The organism is Streptomyces sp. NPDC002209 (genome assembly GCF_042890265.1).
Lineage (GTDB): Bacteria > Actinomycetota > Actinomycetes > Streptomycetales > Streptomycetaceae > Streptomyces.
In genome coordinates, this window is the sequence record NZ_JBIARX010000013.1 from 122570 (window position 1) to 140675 (window position 18106).

Below are 18106 nucleotides of genomic sequence, written 5' to 3' on the forward strand. Positions count from 1 at the left end.
CGTCACGTTCCAGTTGAATGATCTGACGTGCCGCACATGCGAACACCTGCAGGGGGTGCCAGGTGAGTGCTTCCGGACGGAGTGAGACCACCGACGATCTGCTCGCAGCGCTGCTGGACGGGATGGACGCGGCCTTGTGCGCGTTCGACGCCGACGGCGTGATCACGCACTGGAACCGCGAAGCCGAGCGGATCCTCGGCTGGACCGCCGCCGAGGCGGTCGGGCGCAAGGGGTTCGCCGGGTGGGCCGTGCGTGCCGCCGATGCACAGGACGTCGAGGAGCGGCTCATGTCCGCCCAGGACGTGCCCGGGCGGCAGGTGCACGAGTTCGCGCTGCTGACCAAGGAGGGCGGGCGGGTGCTCGTGCGGACCCAGTCCGCCGGGGTGCCCGGGGCGGACGGGAAGCCCGCCGGGGTGTACTGCGCCTTCAGCGAGGTGCACGCGCAGATCGACCTCGAGCGGTCCATCGCGCTCAGCGAGGCGCTGATGTCCGACGCCTCGTGGGGCGTCGTCCTCGTCGATGTGGATCTGCGGCCCGCCGTGGTCAACGCGCACGCGGCCCGCGCCTTCGGGTCGGGGCGGACCGCTCTGCTCGGCCGGCCGCTGGGGGAGCTGCTGGTCCAGGGCGTCGAGGAACTGGAGGGTGCGCTCCAGCACGTGCTCGCCGCCGACGGGTCCCCGCCGGCGCCCGTGGAGCTGTGGGTGTCCGTCCGTACGCCGGAGGGGGTGCGGCGGCGGTGCTGGCGGTCCGGGTTCCTGCGGCTGGGCTCCCCGCTGGCGGAGGAGCCGGTGCCCCTCGGGGTCGGCTGGCTGTTCCAGGACATCACCGAGGCCCGGCAGGCCTCGCTGGACACGGCGCAGCTGCGGTTCCGCGCCGGCCAGCTGCACCGTTCGGGCCGGGCGGCCGCCGAGTGCGAGGACCCGGCCGAGGCGGCCGCCGTACGACTGGACTTCGCCCTCGCCGGCTTCGCGGAGCACGCGCTGCTCGACGTACTGGAGCAGTCGGCCGACCCGGACCGGCAGCGCCTCGTACGGGTGGCCGCCTCGCCTCCGCTGCTGCCCGGGGCGGGGGCGAGCCAGGCGCGGTACGAGCCCGGGCATCCGGCGCTGCAGGCGCTGGACCGGATCGGCTCGGTGCGTACCAGCGCCCCGCGCGGGGAGGCGGCCGCGGGCTGGGCGCGGGACCGGCAGTGGCCGCAGGACGCGGCGCACGTGCTGTGCACGGTGCTGCGCAGCCGCGGGCGGACCCTGGGGGCGCTGACCTTCGTACGGGGCGCTTCGCGGGCCGCGTTCGAGCAGGCGGACGCGGCGTACGCGGAGGAGGTCGCGGCCCGGGTCGCGGCCGATCTCGACCTGGCCGCCTGCCCCGGCACCCCCGGCGACGGCGGATTACCGCGGGCCTAGGAGGTGTCCGCCGCGGGTCAGTGGCGGAAGAAGATCCGGTCGCCGTACTCCTTCAGGACGCGGCCGTTCCATTCGTGGCCGCCGTCGACGTTGCCCGAGCGCAGCAGCGGGGGCTCCATGCCGCGGGCGGCCAGCTCGCCGGCGGCCGCCGCCATCACGGCCTGCATGATCGCGCTGGTCACGACGGTGGAGGCGGGCGCGAAGGGCGCGTCGATGCCGTCGAGGCTCAGCTCGGCGTCGCCGACCGCGATCTTGCTGTCGAGGACGATGTCGCAGTGGTCCTTGAGGAAGGTGCCCGAGACGTGCCGCGACTTGGTCTCCGTCGCATAGGCCACGGACGTCACGCCGATGACCTTCAGGCCGAGGGCTCGGGCGTTCATGGCCATCTCGACGGGCAGGGCGTTGCGCCCGGAGAGGGAGATGATCACGAGGATGTCGCCGTCGGTGGCCGGGCTGCTGTCGAGGACGGCCCCGGCGAGGCCGTCGACCCGCTCCAGCGCGCTGCCGAGCGTGGCCGGCATGACGTCGACGCCGACGGTGCCGGGGACGGCGAGGAAGTTCACCAGCGCGAGTCCGCCGGCCCGGTAGACCACGTCCTGGGCGGGGAGGGAGGAGTGGCCGGCGCCGAAGGCGAAGAGCCGGTTCCCGGCGGCGACGGCGTCGGCGATGGCGGCGCCGGCCTCGGCGATGTGCGCGGCCTCCTCGTCGCGCACCCGCTGCAGGAGCCCGATCGCGGCGTCGAGGAACTGACCGGCCAGCTTGCTCTCGCTCATACGCCGATGGCCCTTCCAGAGGTGGGGTTCGTCCGTGTCCGCCGCTCACCGTGCGGTCTGGACCAAGGGCGTGTCAATACGAACGTCAAGGGATGTCCCGGGCAGGGCTTGACGTTCGCACGGGACGGTTGTCCGCCTGATGCGTCAGAATTGGGGGCAGGGCCAGCGCACGATATCCGAGGGGCACGAATGTCCGGACTGATCGATACCACGGAGATGTATCTCCGCACCATCCTCGAGCTGGAAGAGGAAGGCGTGGTCCCCATGCGCGCCCGTATCGCCGAGCGGCTCGACCAGAGCGGACCGACGGTGAGCCAGACGGTGGCGCGCATGGAGCGGGACGGCCTGGTGGCCGTGGCGAGCGACCGTCACCTGGAGCTGACGGAGGAGGGCCGGCGGCTGGCGACGCGCGTGATGCGCAAGCACCGGCTCGCGGAATGCCTGCTCGTCGACGTCATCGGCCTGGAGTGGGAGCAGGTGCACGCCGAGGCCTGCCGCTGGGAGCACGTGATGAGCGAAGCGGTGGAGCGGCGGGTGCTGGAGCTGCTGCGCCACCCGACCGAGTCGCCGTACGGGAACCCGATCCCGGGGCTGGAGGAGCTGGGCGAGAAGGCCGAGGCGGACCCGTTCCTGGAGGACGGCATGGTCAGCCTGTCGGAGCTGGACCCGGGTACGGACGGCAAGACCGTGGTCGTGCGCCGGATCGGGGAGCCGATCCAGACGGACGCCCAGCTGATGTACACGCTGCGGCGGGCGGGCGTGCAGCCCGGTTCGGTGGTCAGCGTGACCGAGTCGCCGGGCGGTGTGCTGGTCGGCAGCGGCGGCGAGGCCGCGGAACTGGACGCGGAGATCGCCTCGCACGTGTTCGTGGCCAAGCGCTGACCGGACGCACGCTGCGTTCGGGGGTGGTGGAAGTGGGCGGTCCCGGCGCCTTGCGGCGCCGGGACCGGTCCTCCCCTTTGTTGACCTGGAGCCCCGAGCTCTCAAGGTCATCCCCTCGGACCGTCTTCCCCGAGCGGCCCGCCTCCCTGTTGAAAGGATCTCCATCGGCAGTGGCGGCCAATCCTTGAGCAAGGTCACTCGAAAGAGCGGTGTTGGAGGCGAGAACCCCGTTTTCGAATGCGGGTTCGATAGTCTGGCCGCGAGCGAAGGGGGTGCATCTGCCGTGGTACAGCGCATCGATGTGACAGGGGCCGACGGTGTGCGCCTGGCCGCCTGGGAGTTCCGGGAATCCGCCGCCACTGCGCCCCCGGATCCCGACGTGCCCCGGGTGCTGTTACTCCACGGTCTGATGGGCCGCGCCTTCCACTGGGCGGGCACCGCCCGCTGGCTCGCCCACAACCGCCGCGTCGTGGCGCTCGACCAGCGCGGCCACGGCCAGAGCGACCGCCCCGCCGCCGGCCCGGGCACCTCGAACCGTCTCGGACGCGAGGCGTTCGTGGCCGACGCCGAAGCCGTCATCGAGCAGCTCGGCCTGGGTCCGGTGACCCTGATCGGCCACTCCATGGGCGCCCTCACCGGCTGGCAGCTGGCCGCCCGCCGCCCCGACCTGGTCGAGGCCCTGGTCATCTGCGACATGCGCGCCTCCGCCCTCGGCGAGGCCTCCCAGCAGGAATGGGAGGAATGGTTCCACCGCTGGCCCCTCCCCTTCCCCACCCAGGACGCCGCCCGCCGCTGGTTCGGCGAGGACGACCCCCGGGTGGAACGCCCCGACCCCGGCCGCGGCGCCTTCTTCGCCGAGGTGATGCACCAGGCCCCGGACGGCTGGCGCCCCCTGTTCTCCCGCCGCCAGATGCTGAGGGCCCGCGAGACCTGGGTCCACGACGCGCACTGGGAGGAACTGGCCCAGGTCCGCTGCCCGACCCTCGTCGTCCGGGGCCTGGACGGCGAACTCGGCCGCGCGGAGGCCCAGGAGATGGTCCGCGTCCTCCCCGCAGGCCAGTACGCCGAGATCCCCGACGCGGGCCACTACCTCCACTACGACCAGCCGACGGCCTGGCGCGCCGCCCTGGAACCCTTCCTGGACCAGGTCAGGGCCGCCGCGCCCTGACGGCGCCCCGTACGCCTGACCGTGCCGCGTACGCCTCGTACGCCACGCACGGAGGGGGCGGCGGGCAGTCGCCCGTCACCCCCTCGCCCGCGTCCGACCCCCGTACGGACGCGGGCCCGCGGCTCAGCCCTTGCTGACCGCCAGCAGGATCTCCGGCAGCTTGCGGGCTACCGTCGGCGCCGCCAGGCGCAGGCCCGCCCACGTGGCCAGCGTTCCCCAGGCCGCCCCCAGCGGCAGCAGGATCCAGGTGATCGACGGGTGGTCCGCCACGTTGAGGTAGACCGCCAGGACGATCACCGGCGAGCAGATCACCGCCGACGTGAGCATGCCGCCGAAGATGCCCGCCCAGGCGAGCCCGGCCTGCCCCGGGGCGACGTTCTTGAAGGCGCCGTCCGTCGGGATCGAGTACGGGAAGTGGGCCGAAGCCAGCGCCCCCGTGCACAGCATCGAGCCCAGCAGGGCCAGGCCCACCCCGAGCGCCGCCGGGAACCCGCCCCAGTTGTGGACCAGCGCCGCGGTGACCGCCGTGACCACGACCGTGTAGGGGACGGTGATCAGGGCCAGGGCGTACGCGCGGTCGCGCAGCTCGGCGAACGCGTCCCGCGGGGTCGAAATGGTCTGCGCGACCATCCAGAAAGCCGAGGTGTCCTGCCCGAACTGGTTGTACATCTGGACGCCGAGCATGCCCGTGCCGAAGCAGGCCAGGTACAGCGAGCCCGTGCCCTGGAGGGCGTTGAAGACCGGGACGATCAGGCCGACCGCCAGCGCCGTCACCCACGCCGACTTCGTCTTCGGGTCGCGGACCACGTACCGCAGCGTGCGCTGCATGACCGCGCCCGTCCGCCCGCCCGGCAGGAACGACCAGACCCCGGCGCCGCCCGCGGACTCCCGCTTCTGGGAAGGCTTCGCCGCCGCGATCGTCGAGCCGTCCGGGGTGACCATCAGGGTCGTCAGGCTCCGCTCCCAGAACCGCAGGAGCAGGACCAGCGCCAGGACGGTCACGGCCAGCTGCGCCGCCGCCACGCCGTACGAGCCCTTGCTCGCCGAGTCCACCATGCCGACGGCCGTCGCGGGCGGCAGCCACCGCACCACGGCCTCGACCGGCTCCAGCTGGGACAGGCCGCCCGTCTGGAACAGGCGCTGGCTCGCGAAGTTCGCCAGCTGTGCGCCCACCGCGATCAGCAGGCCGCTGAGCAGCGCCAGGTCACGCCCCTTGCGGCTGGTCAGCAGCCGGACGTTGGCCGTGGCCACCGCGCGGGCCAGCGTGACGCAGCCCAGCACCAGGAGCGGTACGGCCGGTACGGCGGCCACGATGCCCGCCGCGCCCCGCGCGACGGCCACCACGGAGCCCACCGCCAGGCAGACCGTGAACAGTGGGCCTATCCCGACCAGCGAGGAGGCCAGCAGGGCCCGTACGAGCGGACGCGGGCGCAGCGGCAGCATGACCAGCCGGCTCGGGTCGAGCGTCTCGTCCCCGCTGGGGAAGAACAGCGGCATGAACGTCCAGCCCAGCGCCAGGATCGCGGCGAGCAGGACGACGATCGTGCCCGCGTGCGCGTTCCCGTGCAGCACGGCCAGGCCGAGCATCGCGAAGCAGGCCACGACCAGCGCGAACGCCAGCGAGCTGAAGTAGGCGGCCTTGCGCTTCGACGAGCCCTTGAGCCCGTTGCGGATCAGCGACAGCTTGAGGCGGACGAAGACCGCGGTCAGGTCGCCCGCGCCGGCCACGGCCGGCGCCGCGGCCGTGGCGGCCGCCGGAGCGGATGCGGATGCGGCGCTCATCGGGCGGCCTGCCCGCCGAGCCAGTCCAGCGAGTCGCCCGCGGCGCGGCCGCCCGCGCCGACGAGCTCCAGGAACGCGGCCTGCAGCGAGGGAGCGTCGCCCCGCACGTCGGCCAGCGGGCCCGCGGCGCGGATCCGGCCGGCGGCCATGACGGCGACCCAGTCGCACAGCGACTCGACCAGCTCCATCACGTGGGAGGAGAAGACGACCGTGGCGCCGGACGAGGTGTACCGTTCCAGCACCCCGCGGATGGTCTGCGCCGACACCGGGTCCACGCCCTCGAACGGCTCGTCCAGGAACAGCACTTCGGGGTTGTGCAGCAGGGCGGCGGCCAGGCCGATCTTCTTCCGCATGCCCGTCGAGTAGTCGACGATCAGCTTGTGCTGCGAGCCCGCGAGGTCCAGGACGTCCAGCAGCTGGGTGGCCCGCTTGTCGGTCTCCGCGCCCGGCAGCCCGCGCAGCCGGCCCATGTAGCCGAGCAGTTCGCGCCCCGACAGCCGCTCGAAGAGGCGCAGCCCCTCCGGCAGCACGCCGATCCGCGACTTGACCTCGACCGGGTCGCTCCACACGTCGTGCCCGGCGACGAGGACCCGCCCCATGTCGGGGCGCAGCAGCCCGGTCACCATCGACAGCGTCGTCGTCTTGCCCGCGCCGTTCGGGCCGACCAGGCCGATGAACTGCCCCGCGGGCAGCTCGAGGTCGATCCCCGCGACCGCGACCTGGTCGCCGAAGCGCTTCCACAGGCCCTCTACCCGTACCGCCGCCCGTCCGGCGGACGGCGCGGTTCGCGCGCCGTCCGGTCCGTACGTCCCACCCGTCGCATCTGCCTGGTCCGGCATGCGCCTGCCTCTCGCTGTGTTCCCCGTGGTCCTGCGTTCTTCACGATAGGAGGGCGGGGTGAGGCGGGGCAGTTACTTATGTCATGAGTTTCCGTACAGGAATGTCCCTGTTCTGACCTGCGACGTTCCGGAGGATCGCGGGTCAGGGCGTGCGGCGGTCCCGGTCCGCTGCCGCCTCGCGCCCGCACGCGTAGGCCAGCGCGGCGATCAGCTCCTCCGTGTCCGGCAGCCACCGGTTCGCCGGGGTGGGCCGGCGCGCCCACTGGACCGCGCCCCGGCCGCCGAAGCGGGTGGGCGGGGCGGCCACGTACTCGCCCTCGCCCCGCGCGACGAGGTCGATCGAGGCCGGCGACCAGCCGAGCTTGCGCACCAGGTCCGGCACCTTCGCCCCGGCGCCCGGCAGGACGAAGAACAGCATCCGGTGGTCGGGCGTGAGGGCGACCGGCCCCAGGGTGCGCTCCATCCGCTCCAGCCGGGCGAGCGCCAGGAACCCGGCCGAGTCCGGTACGTCCAGCGCGTCGAACGTCCGGCCGGTGGGCAGCAGGATCGAGGCCTCGGGGCGCTTCGCCCAGATCTGCCGCACCCGGACCGCGCTGCCCGTGGCCAGCGCCGCCCAGTCCTTCACCGTGGCGTGCGCGCCCGGCGCCGGGCAGTCCTGCGCCCCGCAGGAGCACAGCTCCCGCCCGTCCGCGGACTCCAGCCAGGTGCCGGCGAAGACATCCCAGTGCCGCTCTTCCGCGTACCGCACGGCATGGTCCAGCAGCTGCTCGCCGCGCTGCTTGGGGATGGGTGCGGTCTGCGTGACTCCGATGGTCTCTTCCACGCCCATCACAACTCCCGGGGTCACCCGGGGTTACGGGCGTAAACCGGCCGGTGGGCGGAGCATCGATCCTGCATACGGGGCGCACTGGAGCACGGGTGGGGGCGCGTAGGAGGTCGGGGCGCCGGAGTTGGGTAGCGACACGACGCAGAGCGGATGATTCTCCGCACATCAGGCGGGAAGTGATCATTCCAACGATCACCCGCGGCTACTGGGGGTTTTCATGGCAGCCAGGCCTCTCGTCGCGCGCCAGCCGAATGAACGGCTACAGGCGCTCATCCAGGAAGCCGGGTGCTCGAACGCCGGGCTCGCCCGGCGCGTCAACATGTGCGGGGCCGAACACGGCCTCGATCTCCGCTACGACAAGACCTCCGTGGCCCGGTGGCTGCGCGGCCAGCAGCCGCGCGGCCGGGCGCCCGGCATCATCGCCGAGGCGCTGGGGCGCAAACTCGGCCGGACCGTCACCATCGACGAGATCGGCATGGCCAACGGCAAGAACCTCGCCTCCGGCATCGGCCTGCAGTTCTCCCCGACCGTCATCGGCGCCATCGAGCAGGTCAGCGAGCTGTGGCGGAGCGACGTCGGCCGCCGCGACTTCCTGTCCGGGTCGAGCGTGGCCGCGTCGGCGCTCGTCGAACCGAGCCGCGACTGGCTGATCACCGGCGCCGACGCGCAGGTGGCGCGCAGCGGCGGCTCGCGCGTCGGGATGCCGGACGTGGAGGCGGTACGGGCGACCACCGAGGCCCTCAAGGACCTCGACCACCGCTTCGGCAGCGGCCACGTCCGGCCGGTGGTCGTGCACTACCTCAACTCGGTGGTCTCCGGGCTGATCGGCGGCTCCTACCGGGAACCCGTCGGGCGGGCGCTGTTCGCGGCGGTGGCCCGGCTGACGGAGCTCGCCGGCTACATGGCGGTGGACACGGGCCAGCCGGGCCTGGCCCAGCGGTACTACATCCAGGCGCTGCGCCTGGCCCAGGCGGCGGGGGACCGGGCGTACGGGGGCTACGTGCTCGCGGCGTCGATGAGCCACCTCGCGGCGGAACTGGGCAATCCGCGGGAGATCGCGCAGCTCGCGCGGGCCGCGCAGGAGGGGACCCGCGGGCAGGTCACGCCGCGGGTGGAGGCGATGTTCTACGCCGCCGAGGCGCGCGGGCACGCGCTGCTGGGCGACACCCGGGCGACGGCGGTGCTGTCCTCGCGGGCCGTGAGCGCGCTGGAGCGGGCGGAGCCGGAGTCGGGCGACGACCCGGTCTGGATCCGGCACTTCGACGCGGCGTACCTCGCGGACGAGCTGGCGCACTGCCACCGGGACCTGGGCCAGGCGGAGGCGGCGGCCCGGCAGGCGCAGGACGCGCTGCGGGGCCTCCCGGCGGGCAAGGCGCGGCGCCGGGCGATCGGACTGCTGCTGCTGGCGTCGGCGCAGGTGCAGCAGCGTGAGGTGGAGCAGGCCTGCCAGACGGCCGCGAGGGCGGCGGACCTGCTGTCGGGGCTCCGCTCGAACCGGGGCGCGGAGTACCTGGACGACTTCCGCACCCGCCTCGCCCCGTACCGCGACGAGCCGGCGGCCCGCGAGTTCACGGCCCGCCTGGAGGTGGTGGCCTAGGGGGTGGTGGGCCTGCCGGGGACGGGGGTGACCGGGTAGCGTGAGCCGCCGGTTCCGTAGTTCGGAGTAGGCGGCGAAGGAGTCCCGGTGACGGAGAGCGGACAGGGCGGCGGCCCGCAGGCGGCCCCGCAGGCCGGTGCGCCGTGGGGCCCAGACCCGGCGTACCCGCAGCAGCCGCAGGGGCCGGGGCAGCCCGCGTACGGCTATCCGCCGGCGCCGCAGCCGGGCCAGCCGGCGTACGGCCATCCCCCGGCACCCGGGCAGCCGGCGCCGGAGCCGGGGCAGCAGGCGCCCGGGCATGTGGTGGGGCCCGGTTACGAGGGGCCGGGGGAGCCGCACGGGTACGGCTACCCGCCGCTGCCCGAGGCGGTCACGCAGTACATCCCGCCGGTCCCGGCGGCGCCCACGGCCGACGAAGGGGCCACCCAGTACATCCCGCCCGTTCCGGCCGGTCCCGCGCACGGCGAGGCGGCGACGCAGTACATCCCACCGGTCCCGGCGGCGCCCACGGCCGACGAAGGGGCCACCCAGTACATCCCGCCGGTCCCGGCCGCGCCCGCACACGGTGAGGCCGCCACGCAGTACATCCCGCCCGTTCCGGCCGGTCCCGCGCACGGCGAGGCGGCCACGCAGTACATCCCGCCGGTCCCGGCCGCGCCCGCCACCGACGGGTTCGACGCGCTGTTCCGCGGGGGCGACGCCGAAGCCGGGCACACCCAGCACCTGCCGCCCGTACAGGAGCCGGTGCTGCGGCAGCCGCCGCCGCGGGGCTACCCTCCGCGCGGGCAGCGGCCCGTACCGCCCCCGGCGCAGTCCCAGCCCCAGCAGTTCCAGCAGCACCCGCAGTACGCGCCGCCCCCGGCCCCGCCGGAGGCGCCCCGGCGCGTGCCGGCCGGCGTGATCGCCGCCGTCGTCATCGGCCTGGCCGTCGTCGGGCTCGGCGTCGGCGCGCTGCTCAGCGACGGCAAGGCGCAGAACAACGACCCGGCCGCGGCAGCGGCGACCCCCAGCGCCGGCAGCTCGGCCGCGGCCGCCGGCGAGGCGCCCGTGGACCCGGCCCGGGCGCAGGCCGTCCAGCTGGACAAGCTCCTCGCGGACAGCAACGACAGCCGTGCCTCGGTGATCCGGGCCGTCGACGACATCAAGGGCTGCCGCAACCTCGGCCAGGCGGCGACCGATCTGCGCGACGCCGCCCGCCAGCGCGAGGAGCTCGTCACCCGTCTCCAGGACCTGAAGCTGGACCAGCTCCCCGACAACGCGAAGCTGGCGGCCTCGCTGACCAAGGCCTGGCAGTCCTCCGGCGCCGCCGACAACAGCTACGCGGCCTGGGCCGACGACACCGCCGGCGACAAGAAGGGCTGCAAGGACGGGCAGGCCAAGAACACCGGCAACGCCGCCGAGGGCAACAAGGCGAGCGGCGAGGCGACGAGGGCGAAGGAGTCGGCCGCGACCCTGTGGAACACGATCGCGGCCAAGTACAGCCTCACCAAGCGGGACAAGTCCCAGCTCTAGATGCGGGCCCGGAGTGGAGCGCCTACGCCGCGCGGGGCGCCTGCTCCAGGGTCTGGGTCATGTCCATCGACTGCTCGCCCTGCTGGGCGACGAGCCGGCCCGCCTGGACGATCTGGAAGTTGACCCGCCCGTTCACCATGCGCGGGAAGCCGGCGACGGCGCGCATGTCCTTGTAGCGCCAGCTCAGGTCCGGGGTCAGCCCGCCGGTCTTCACGGGGTCCGACTGGTTCAGCGCGCGCGCCACCTTGCGAGACGTGATGTCCTCGCCGGACTTGAACCGCTTCACGGTCTCGCTGAGCACGGTGTACGCGATCCAGGTGGTCTGCGTCCCGCTGTCGTCCGCGTCCACGGCGTCGTTGCCGAACGCGTGATCGGAGATCACGTTCCGCATCTGCTCCCACAGCGGATCGGTCGACACCGGGTACCAGCTGGTGAGGTACGCCCCCTCGAAGGGGCTCTCCTTGCCGCCGGTGCGGTCGACCACGGCCTGGCTGACGCTGCCCAGCACGGAGGAGATCTGCGGGTTCTTGTGCTTGTCGTCGACGCGGCGGAAGGCGTCGAAGAACGTCTCCGTGCGCTCGCCGAGGACGGCCGTGACGCAGCCCTTGTCCTTGCCGCCGGAGGAGCCGGCGAGCGCCTCGCGGGCCTGCGGCGTGTAGTCCGCGGAGTCCTCGGCGGCCCGGATGTCGTTGGCGTCGGGCATCTTGTTGGCCTTGAGCCCGGCGTTGAGCAGGAGCGGCATGGAGTCGCCCGCGAGGGTGTCCGGGCGGACGACGGCCACCTGGCTGCAGGCGCGGCCCAGCTGGTGCCCGGCGCCGGCGAGGAGGACGGGCTGACCGCCGTTGACGGGGTAGGAGAAGGGGCTCTGGAACTCCTCGGAGGAGACCCCGTACCCGCCGATGAAGGGGATGCCCTCGGCCTCCAGCGGGGCCATGAAGGCGCGTCCGTGCTGGCTGTACGAGCCGACGACCGCGACGGCCTTCTCGCTGATGGCCTTGCGGGCGCAGTCGGCGGCGCCGTTCGCGGTGTTCTTCTCGTTGCAGGTCAGTACGCGCAGTTTGTGACCGTTGATTCCGCCCTTGGAGTTGACCCAGGCCTCATAGGCCTTGGCCATGCCGGGCATTCCGGGCATGTTGGTCGCCTGGGTGCCCTGCGGCGCGAAGGTCATGACCGTGATCGTGTCCCCGGAGCCCCCCGGGCCCGTGGTGAGTACCCCGCATCCGGCGACGAGACACGTGCCCATCGCCGTTGCCAGCAGAGTGCGGGAGAAGGATGCCGTGCGTCGCCAATCGGTCATGTCCATGCACCCTTCCGCCTCACGGGTAACTGGAAAGTGAGATGGACACAACAAGGAGTGACGCGAAGGTGAATTGCAGGGGCGCGATCGCACACAGGCGCCTGAAGATCGCGCCGGCCGTGAACGTACGATCGAAAGCGTGACATTCGCCCAAGGTTCGAAGAACTCTTCCCGCCGCGGCGGCCGCTCCTCCACCATGGGCGGCATGCCCTTGAACGACATGCCGTGGTGGCGCTGGCGCAGCAACGTGCGCTCGGCGCTTCACATGCTCTCCGACCCGGTCTTCCACGAGGAGACCTGGCTCGCCGGTGTCGAGGGGTACGGGGACGTCACCGACGCCGTGTACCGGCTCGTCGAGGACACCTGGCTCGACAGCTGGTCCGCCGAGAAGTACGTCGGCACGATCTTCCGCGACTCCCAGGAGGCCGCGCTCGTGGACCTCGCGGTGCTGCGGGTGCTGCGGATCCTGCACCAGGTCGGGCCCGACGCCCCCGTCTCCGCCTACCTCGAGCACCACGCCTGGCCCGAGGCGGTGCGCGCCGCACGCGAGGCGCACGTACGGCTCGCGACCGCGGACGGGGACGAACCGGACGCCGCACCGCAGTCGCTGGAACTGCTGAGGATCCTGACCCGCGCGGTGTGAAAGGCTGTGGGGTCATGAGCGACGACCCGCAGCCCCAGGCCCCCCAGCAGTACGTATTGACCCTGTCCTGCCCGGACAAGCAGGGCATCGTGCATGCCGTGTCCAGTTATCTGTTCATGACCGGATGCAACATCGAGGACAGCCGTCAGTTCGGCGACCACGACACCGGCCTCTTCTTCATGCGGGTCCACTTCTCGGCCGACGCTCCGGTGACGCTGGACAAGCTGCGGGCCAGCTTCGCCGCCATCGGGGACTCGTTCCGGATGGAATGGCAGCTCCACCGCTCCGACGACCGCATGCGGATCGTGCTGATGGTGTCGAAGTTCGGGCACTGCCTGAACGACCTGCTGTTCCGTACGAGCATCGGCGCGCTGCCGGTCGAGATCGCGGCGGTGGTCTCGAACCACACCGACTTCGCCGATCTGGTCCGCTCGTACGGCGTCCCCTTCCACCACATCCCGGTGACGAAGGACACGAAGGCGGCAGCGGAGACGCAGCTGCTGGAGCTGGTGCGGGCCGAGAACGTGGAGCTCGTGGTGCTGGCGCGGTACATGCAGGTGCTGTCGGACACCCTGTGCAAGGAACTGAGCGGGCGGATCATCAACATCCACCACTCCTTCCTGCCGAGCTTCAAGGGCGCGAAGCCCTACCACCAGGCGCACGCGCGCGGCGTGAAGCTGATCGGCGCCACCGCGCACTACGTGACGGCCGACCTGGACGAGGGCCCGATCATCGAGCAGGAGGTCGAGCGCGTCGGCCACGAGGTGACGCCGGACCAGCTGGTGGCGATCGGGCGCGACGTGGAATGCCAGGCGCTGGCGCGGGCCGTGAAGTGGCACAGCGAACACCGCGTCCTCCTGAACGGCACCCGCACGGTCGTCTTCGCATAATCCGCATGACCCGGGACCCGGGACCCGGGACCCGGGACCCGGGACCCGGGACCCGGCACACGGCCCGCGGAGCAGCACCGCGGGCCGTGACCGGAGCCGGAGCCGGCGGCTAGAGGCGGCTCAGGGAGGCTGCTGCGAAGAGGACGTCGCGGATGGCTTCGCGGTCGCCGTGCTGGCCCACCGCGGCTTCCTCCGGCGAGATGTGGCCCGCAGCCAGCTGGCAGAACTCGGCGCCGTCCAGTGCGATCCGCGCCACCGTGTGCTCCGGCGAGGGCTTCGCCGCCGGGGAGTCCAGCGCGATGTCCCAGCTGCCGCCGCCCGCGCCCTCGATCTCCAGGTGCAGGGTCCGTCCGGGGGCGCCGGCCGCGACCAGGCCGCGGGCCGGGGCCGCCAGCCCCGCCCGGCGCCGGTGGGCCAGCGCACTCGGCAGCAGCCGCGCCGCCAGGTCGATCATCCGGTTCAGGTGCGGCCCGGACGGCGGGTCGTACGGGTAGTCCACCGCCTCCGCGATGTCCCACGCGTGCACCCAGCACTCGAAGGCCCGCTCCAGGAAGGCGTCCCCGAGCGGCAGCGCGAAGGCCCCGTAGTCCACCGACAGCTGCCCCACGCCCCGCCCCGCGAACGACACCGTCCGCACCAGCGTGTGGCCCTGCTCCCGCCACGGCTCGCGGATCTGCCGGGTCAGGGGCTGCGCGGTGGAGTTCCAGTAGTGCTCCGTACGGCCCGTCGCGTCCGACGGCGCCTCCGGGCCCAGCGGATCGTCCAGGCCCAGCGCCGTCGCGACCATCCCGTCCACCGTGAGCAGGTGCCCGATCACCCCGGCCACCGTCGTCCGGCGGTACTGGCGCCGCTCCTCCTCGAACCACTTCAGCCGTACCGGGGTCTGCCACTCCGAGTCGCCGAAGTCCCGCAGCAGCGCGTCGAGCCGCGCCGTCTCCGTGTCGTACGGGCTGGCCCACGCCGGCACCGGGATGCGGGCCGGCCGCTTGCCGAGGCAGTCCTCCAGCACCCGCGACCGCAGCAGCGGCTTGAGGTCCAGGCTCTCCTCCGGGTGCAGCAGCCCCACCGCGTCACGCAGCCGCAGCGCCTCCTCCGCGCAGGGCGCGCACTCGGTGAGGTGGTCCTCCACCGCCTGCGTCTCCTCGGCGGAGCACGCCGCGAGCGCCCACGCGCCGAGCAGGGACTTCAGTACGGCATGCGACCGCGGCGGCTGCGGCGCTGCCGCCGGCTGGGGCTGCGGCAGCGGCTCCGGTGCGTGCCGCGGGTCGAGGTCGTCGGCGGCCCCGCGCGGACCCGGTATGCGCGGCGGACCGGCGGGGCGCTGCTCGTCGTATCCGTCGGCGGGCGGGTCGGCGGGGCCGTTCATCGAGGCGTTCCATATCCGGGCGGGCCGTATCCGGGCGGTGCGGCGTCCTCCTGGGGGAGGGCGTTGGCGGTCGACAGCAGCTGCAGCCCGAGGCGCAGCCGGCGCCGGGCCTCGTCCTCGCTGATCTGCAGGTCGGCGGCGGCCTGCCGGTAGTCGCGGCGTTTGAAGTACGCGAGTTCCAGCGCGGCCCGCAGCGGTGCGGGCATGGACGTGACGATGTAGTCGGCGCGGGCGGCGGCGCTGGCGCTGCGCACCTTCTGCTCGAGCTCCTCGCGCGAGCCGCGGCCCAGTTCGGCCTGGCGCAGCCGGGCCACGGCCTGGCCCTGGGTGATCCGGGCGACCCAGGACCGCATGGAGCCCTGCTTGGGGTCGTACGCGTCCGGGTTCTCCCAGATGTAGCCGAACACCTCGCGGGTGATCCGGTCCGCGGCCTTCTCGTCGCCGAGGACCCGGTGCGCCAGGCTGTGCACGAGCGAGGCGAAGCGGTCGTACAGCTCTCCGAGCGCGGCGGCCTCGCCGCGGGCGAGGCGCTGCTGCATGCGGCGGTCCCAGCGCGGTGGTACGTCCTTCGGCATAACTGCCCCCAGCCGTGTGTCGACGCATCGAATGTAATGGGCACAGGCGGGTTCGCGCCCGTTTTGGGGGAACCGGACCCTGGAAGTGCGCTCTGCGTGATAGGCGGGTCGCGGGGTGTGAACGGTGGGGCGGGCCATGGCACATGGGCACAGGTGTACGCGCCCCACCGCGCTCCCCGTGCGCGGGTTCGATGCGGCCACCTGCTTGACGACTTCGCTTAACGGGCAGGCCACGTAGGCCTTACGCTCCTGCCTTGTCTTGAACTGCACCCCACCGCACATGTGAAGGCGGAACGCCGAATATGGACAGCGCAGAATACGAGCGCAAGATCGCCGCCCGATTCGCCACCTTCGACCAGGACGGGAACGGATATATCGACCGGGAGGATTTCAGTGCGGCCGCAAAGGCGGTGCTGGCCGAATTCGGCACCACCGCACGGTCGGACAAGGGCCAGTCCCTCTTCGCAGGTGCGGAGGCGTTCTGGCAGGGGATGGCCGGGATCGCGGACGTCGACGGGGACCAGCGGGTGACCCGGGAGGAGTTCATCACCGGGGCGGCGAAGCGGCTGCGGGACAACCCGCAGCGGTTCGCGGAGATCGCGCGGCCGTTCCTGCACGCGGTGATCGCGGTGGCGGACGAGGACGGCCGCGGCCCGACCCCGGACGCGGCGGCCCGTGTCCTGCGCGTCCTGGGCACCCCGGCCGAACTGGCCGTTCAGGTCTCGGCGGCCCTGGACGGCGACGGCGACGGCCGCATCTCGGAGGAGGAGATCCTGTCGGCCTTCGCGGGCTACTGCGGGGTCGAGGCGCCGGACGCGTAGCCCGCACGTCCGTAACCCGGATCACCGTGCGGCCGGTGCGCCGCACGGCGGTCCCCGGCATGCCCCGAGGCCGGGCCCCTGGGCCGGGCCCCGAGGTCACGCCCGAAGACGCCCCTACGCGAAGCGTTCGCGGAGCTTGTACTTCAGGACCTTGCGCAGGGCGTCGTTGCGGGGGAGGGCGTCGACCAGCTCCAGTTGCTCGGGGAGCTTGTGGGGGGACAGGCCCTGGGCGCGGAGGTGGGCCGTCAGTTGCGGCAGGGTCAGGGGGGCCGCGCCCGCCGGCTGTTCCACGACCGCGCAGACGCGTTCGCCGCGCTCCGGGTCCGGGAGACCGATCACGGCCGCGTCGCCGACGCCCGGGAGCAGGTGCAGGAGGTCCTCGATCTCCTTCGCGGAGACGTTCTCGCCCTTGCGGATGATCACGTCCTTGCTGCGCCCGGTGAGGACGAGGTAGCCGTCCCGCGTCAGATGGCCGAGGTCGCCGGTGATGAGGTAGCCGTCGGCGTCGAAGGCGTCGGCCGGGGTGTCCCGGTCGAGGTAGCCCTGGCAGACCGCCTCGCCGCGCAGCCGGACCTCGCCGTCCGTCTCCGGGGGCAGTGGCTCCCCGTCCGCGGTCGTGATGCGGATCGACATGCCCGCCGGGGGGCGGCCCTCCGTCGTGGCGAGGTGCTCCGGGGTGTCGTCGGGGGCGCCCATGGTGATCATCGGGACCTCGGTCATGCCGTAGCCGTGCGTCAGCTGGCAGCCCAGTTCGCGGACCACCGCGTGGTAGATCTCCGGCGGCTTGGGGGCGCCGCCGCCCGCGAGCAGGCGCAGGGTGGGGATGAGCGGTACGTCCGGGTCCTTGCGCTGCTCCGTCAGGAACATCGAGTAGAAGGCCGTGGAGCCGCCGGCCACCGTGACCCCGTGGCGCCGGTAGCCGGCCAGCGCGTCCGGCATCGCGAACTTCTCGAAGAGGACGGCGGGGAATCCGTAGAGCAGCAGCATCACCGTGTAGTCCGGGCCCGCGATGTGCGCGAAGGGGAAGGCCATCGAGCCGACGTCGGCCGGGCTCAGGTGCAGGGCGTGGGCCAGGCAGGAGCCGCCCGCGATCAGTGACCGGTCGGTGTGCAGGACGCCCTTGGGATCCGAGGTGGTGCCGGAGGTCCAGTAGATCCACCGGACGTCCGTCCCGTTGCCGGGCGGCGGGGGCAGCACGGCCGGATCGCCCGTCGGCAGGGCTTCGTACGCCTCGAAGACGCCGCGCGCGCCGAGCCGCTCGGCCATCGCCGTGTGGTCGAAGCCCCGCCAGACGCCCGGTACGGCGAAGAACTCGGCCTTGGACTCGCGCAGCGCGAAGCCCACCTCGCGGTCCCGGTAGAAGGGGATCACCGGGGTCTGGACGGCGCCGATCCGGGCGAGGGCGAGGGAGAGCAGGACCGTCTCGATCCGGGTGGGCAGCTGCCAGGCGACGACCGTGCCGGGCCGTACGCCCCTCCCGTACAGGCCCGCCGCGACCTGCTCGGAGCGGTCGCGGAGCTCGGCGAACGTGAGGGTCCGGTCGTCCGCGGGGTCGTCGGCCGCCTCGATCAGCACCGTGGCGCCGGGGCTGAGCTCGGCCCGCCGTACGACCAGCTCCCAGAGGGTGGGGGACTGGCCGAGCCGTACCGCGATGTCCCTGCTGTCCGCCATCCCAGCCTCCCGTAGCTGACGGTGAGTCAGATCCAGCGGAGAGCGTAGGGCTCCGGCGCTT

Annotated in this window: 16 protein-coding genes; 8 read left to right on the forward strand and 8 right to left on the reverse strand. The window is 73.0% G+C overall.

Going from position 1 to position 18106, the window contains the following annotated elements:
- Window positions 1–62: 62 nt before the first annotated feature.
- Window positions 63–1403 carry a PAS domain-containing protein gene (locus tag ACFYXK_RS24635; RefSeq protein ID WP_389413032.1) on the forward strand — a complete coding sequence of 447 codons (1341 nt, stop codon included), beginning with the start codon at window positions 63–65 and terminating at the stop codon, window positions 1401–1403.
- Between the two features lie 17 nt (window positions 1404–1420).
- Here the strand turns inward: ACFYXK_RS24635 and ACFYXK_RS24640 are convergent, their stop codons facing one another.
- Complete coding sequence (locus ACFYXK_RS24640) at window positions 1421–2176, reverse strand: SIS domain-containing protein (protein WP_389413033.1); 756 nt, start codon at window positions 2174–2176, stop codon at window positions 1421–1423.
- A 189-nt stretch (window positions 2177–2365) separates the two neighbouring features.
- On the opposite strand from ACFYXK_RS24640, the gene ACFYXK_RS24645 reads away from it, so the two are divergent.
- Entirely contained in the window at window positions 2366–3058 is a 693-nt protein-coding gene (locus ACFYXK_RS24645; protein ID WP_383516883.1) for a metal-dependent transcriptional regulator, read from the forward strand.
- A 283-nt stretch (window positions 3059–3341) separates the two neighbouring features.
- Window positions 3342–4226: an alpha/beta fold hydrolase gene (locus ACFYXK_RS24650; protein ID WP_389413034.1), complete on the forward strand. Its 885-nt coding sequence runs from the start codon at window positions 3342–3344 to the stop codon at window positions 4224–4226.
- A 123-nt stretch (window positions 4227–4349) separates the two neighbouring features.
- Here the strand turns inward: ACFYXK_RS24650 and ACFYXK_RS24655 are convergent, their stop codons facing one another.
- The 3 genes from ACFYXK_RS24655 to ACFYXK_RS24665 form a co-directional block, all read right to left on the reverse strand.
- Complete coding sequence (locus ACFYXK_RS24655; RefSeq protein ID WP_389413035.1) at window positions 4350–6008, reverse strand: transporter; 1659 nt, start codon at window positions 6006–6008, stop codon at window positions 4350–4352.
- Window positions 6005–6847, reverse strand: coding sequence for an ABC transporter ATP-binding protein (locus tag ACFYXK_RS24660; protein WP_389413036.1), 843 nt, complete (start codon window positions 6845–6847; stop codon window positions 6005–6007). Before ACFYXK_RS24660 ends, ACFYXK_RS24655 begins: the two co-directional genes overlap by 4 nt.
- A gap of 142 nt (window positions 6848–6989) precedes the next feature.
- Window positions 6990–7670 (reverse strand): bifunctional DNA primase/polymerase, encoded by a 681-nt coding sequence (locus ACFYXK_RS24665; protein WP_389413037.1) that lies wholly within the window; start codon window positions 7668–7670, stop codon window positions 6990–6992.
- 220 nt (window positions 7671–7890) lie between these two features.
- Here ACFYXK_RS24665 and ACFYXK_RS24670 point away from each other — a divergent pair, with 220 nt between their 5' ends.
- Entirely contained in the window at window positions 7891–9270 is a 1380-nt protein-coding gene (locus ACFYXK_RS24670; RefSeq protein ID WP_389413038.1) for a transcriptional regulator, read from the forward strand.
- Between the two features lie 87 nt (window positions 9271–9357).
- A complete protein-coding gene (locus tag ACFYXK_RS24675) occupies window positions 9358–10782 on the forward strand; it encodes a hypothetical protein (protein ID WP_389413039.1) in 1425 nt (474 codons plus the stop codon).
- A 22-nt stretch (window positions 10783–10804) separates the two neighbouring features.
- On the opposite strand, the gene ACFYXK_RS24680 is transcribed toward ACFYXK_RS24675, so the two are convergent.
- Window positions 10805–12079, reverse strand: coding sequence for an ABC transporter substrate-binding protein (locus tag ACFYXK_RS24680; protein WP_389413040.1), 1275 nt, complete (start codon window positions 12077–12079; stop codon window positions 10805–10807).
- A 196-nt stretch (window positions 12080–12275) separates the two neighbouring features.
- Here ACFYXK_RS24680 and ACFYXK_RS24685 point away from each other — a divergent pair, with 196 nt between their 5' ends.
- Entirely contained in the window at window positions 12276–12722 is a 447-nt protein-coding gene (locus ACFYXK_RS24685; protein ID WP_389413078.1) for a hypothetical protein, read from the forward strand.
- Between the two features lie 14 nt (window positions 12723–12736).
- Window positions 12737–13612, forward strand: a complete 876-nt coding sequence (gene purU, locus ACFYXK_RS24690; RefSeq protein ID WP_389413041.1) for a formyltetrahydrofolate deformylase — start codon at window positions 12737–12739, stop codon at window positions 13610–13612.
- Window positions 13613–13721: 109 nt separating this feature from the next.
- Here the strand turns inward: purU and ACFYXK_RS24695 are convergent, their stop codons facing one another.
- Together ACFYXK_RS24695 and ACFYXK_RS24700 are read right to left on the reverse strand one after the other, a co-directional pair.
- Window positions 13722–14978 (reverse strand): maleylpyruvate isomerase N-terminal domain-containing protein, encoded by a 1257-nt coding sequence (locus ACFYXK_RS24695; RefSeq protein ID WP_389413042.1) that lies wholly within the window; start codon window positions 14976–14978, stop codon window positions 13722–13724.
- Complete coding sequence (locus tag ACFYXK_RS24700; RefSeq protein WP_053786492.1) at window positions 14975–15553, reverse strand: sigma-70 family RNA polymerase sigma factor; 579 nt, start codon at window positions 15551–15553, stop codon at window positions 14975–14977. The genes ACFYXK_RS24695 and ACFYXK_RS24700 overlap by 4 nt, the downstream gene beginning before the upstream one ends.
- Before the next feature lie 302 nt (window positions 15554–15855).
- On the opposite strand from ACFYXK_RS24700, the gene ACFYXK_RS24705 reads away from it, so the two are divergent.
- The gene (locus ACFYXK_RS24705; protein ID WP_383520649.1) at window positions 15856–16374 is read left to right on the forward strand and encodes an EF-hand domain-containing protein; all 519 of its coding nucleotides are present in this window, start codon (window positions 15856–15858) and stop codon (window positions 16372–16374) included.
- 114 nt (window positions 16375–16488) lie between these two features.
- Here the strand turns inward: ACFYXK_RS24705 and ACFYXK_RS24710 are convergent, their stop codons facing one another.
- Window positions 16489–18045: a class I adenylate-forming enzyme family protein gene (locus ACFYXK_RS24710; RefSeq protein WP_389413043.1), complete on the reverse strand. Its 1557-nt coding sequence runs from the start codon at window positions 18043–18045 to the stop codon at window positions 16489–16491.
- Window positions 18046–18106 lie beyond the last annotated feature (61 nt).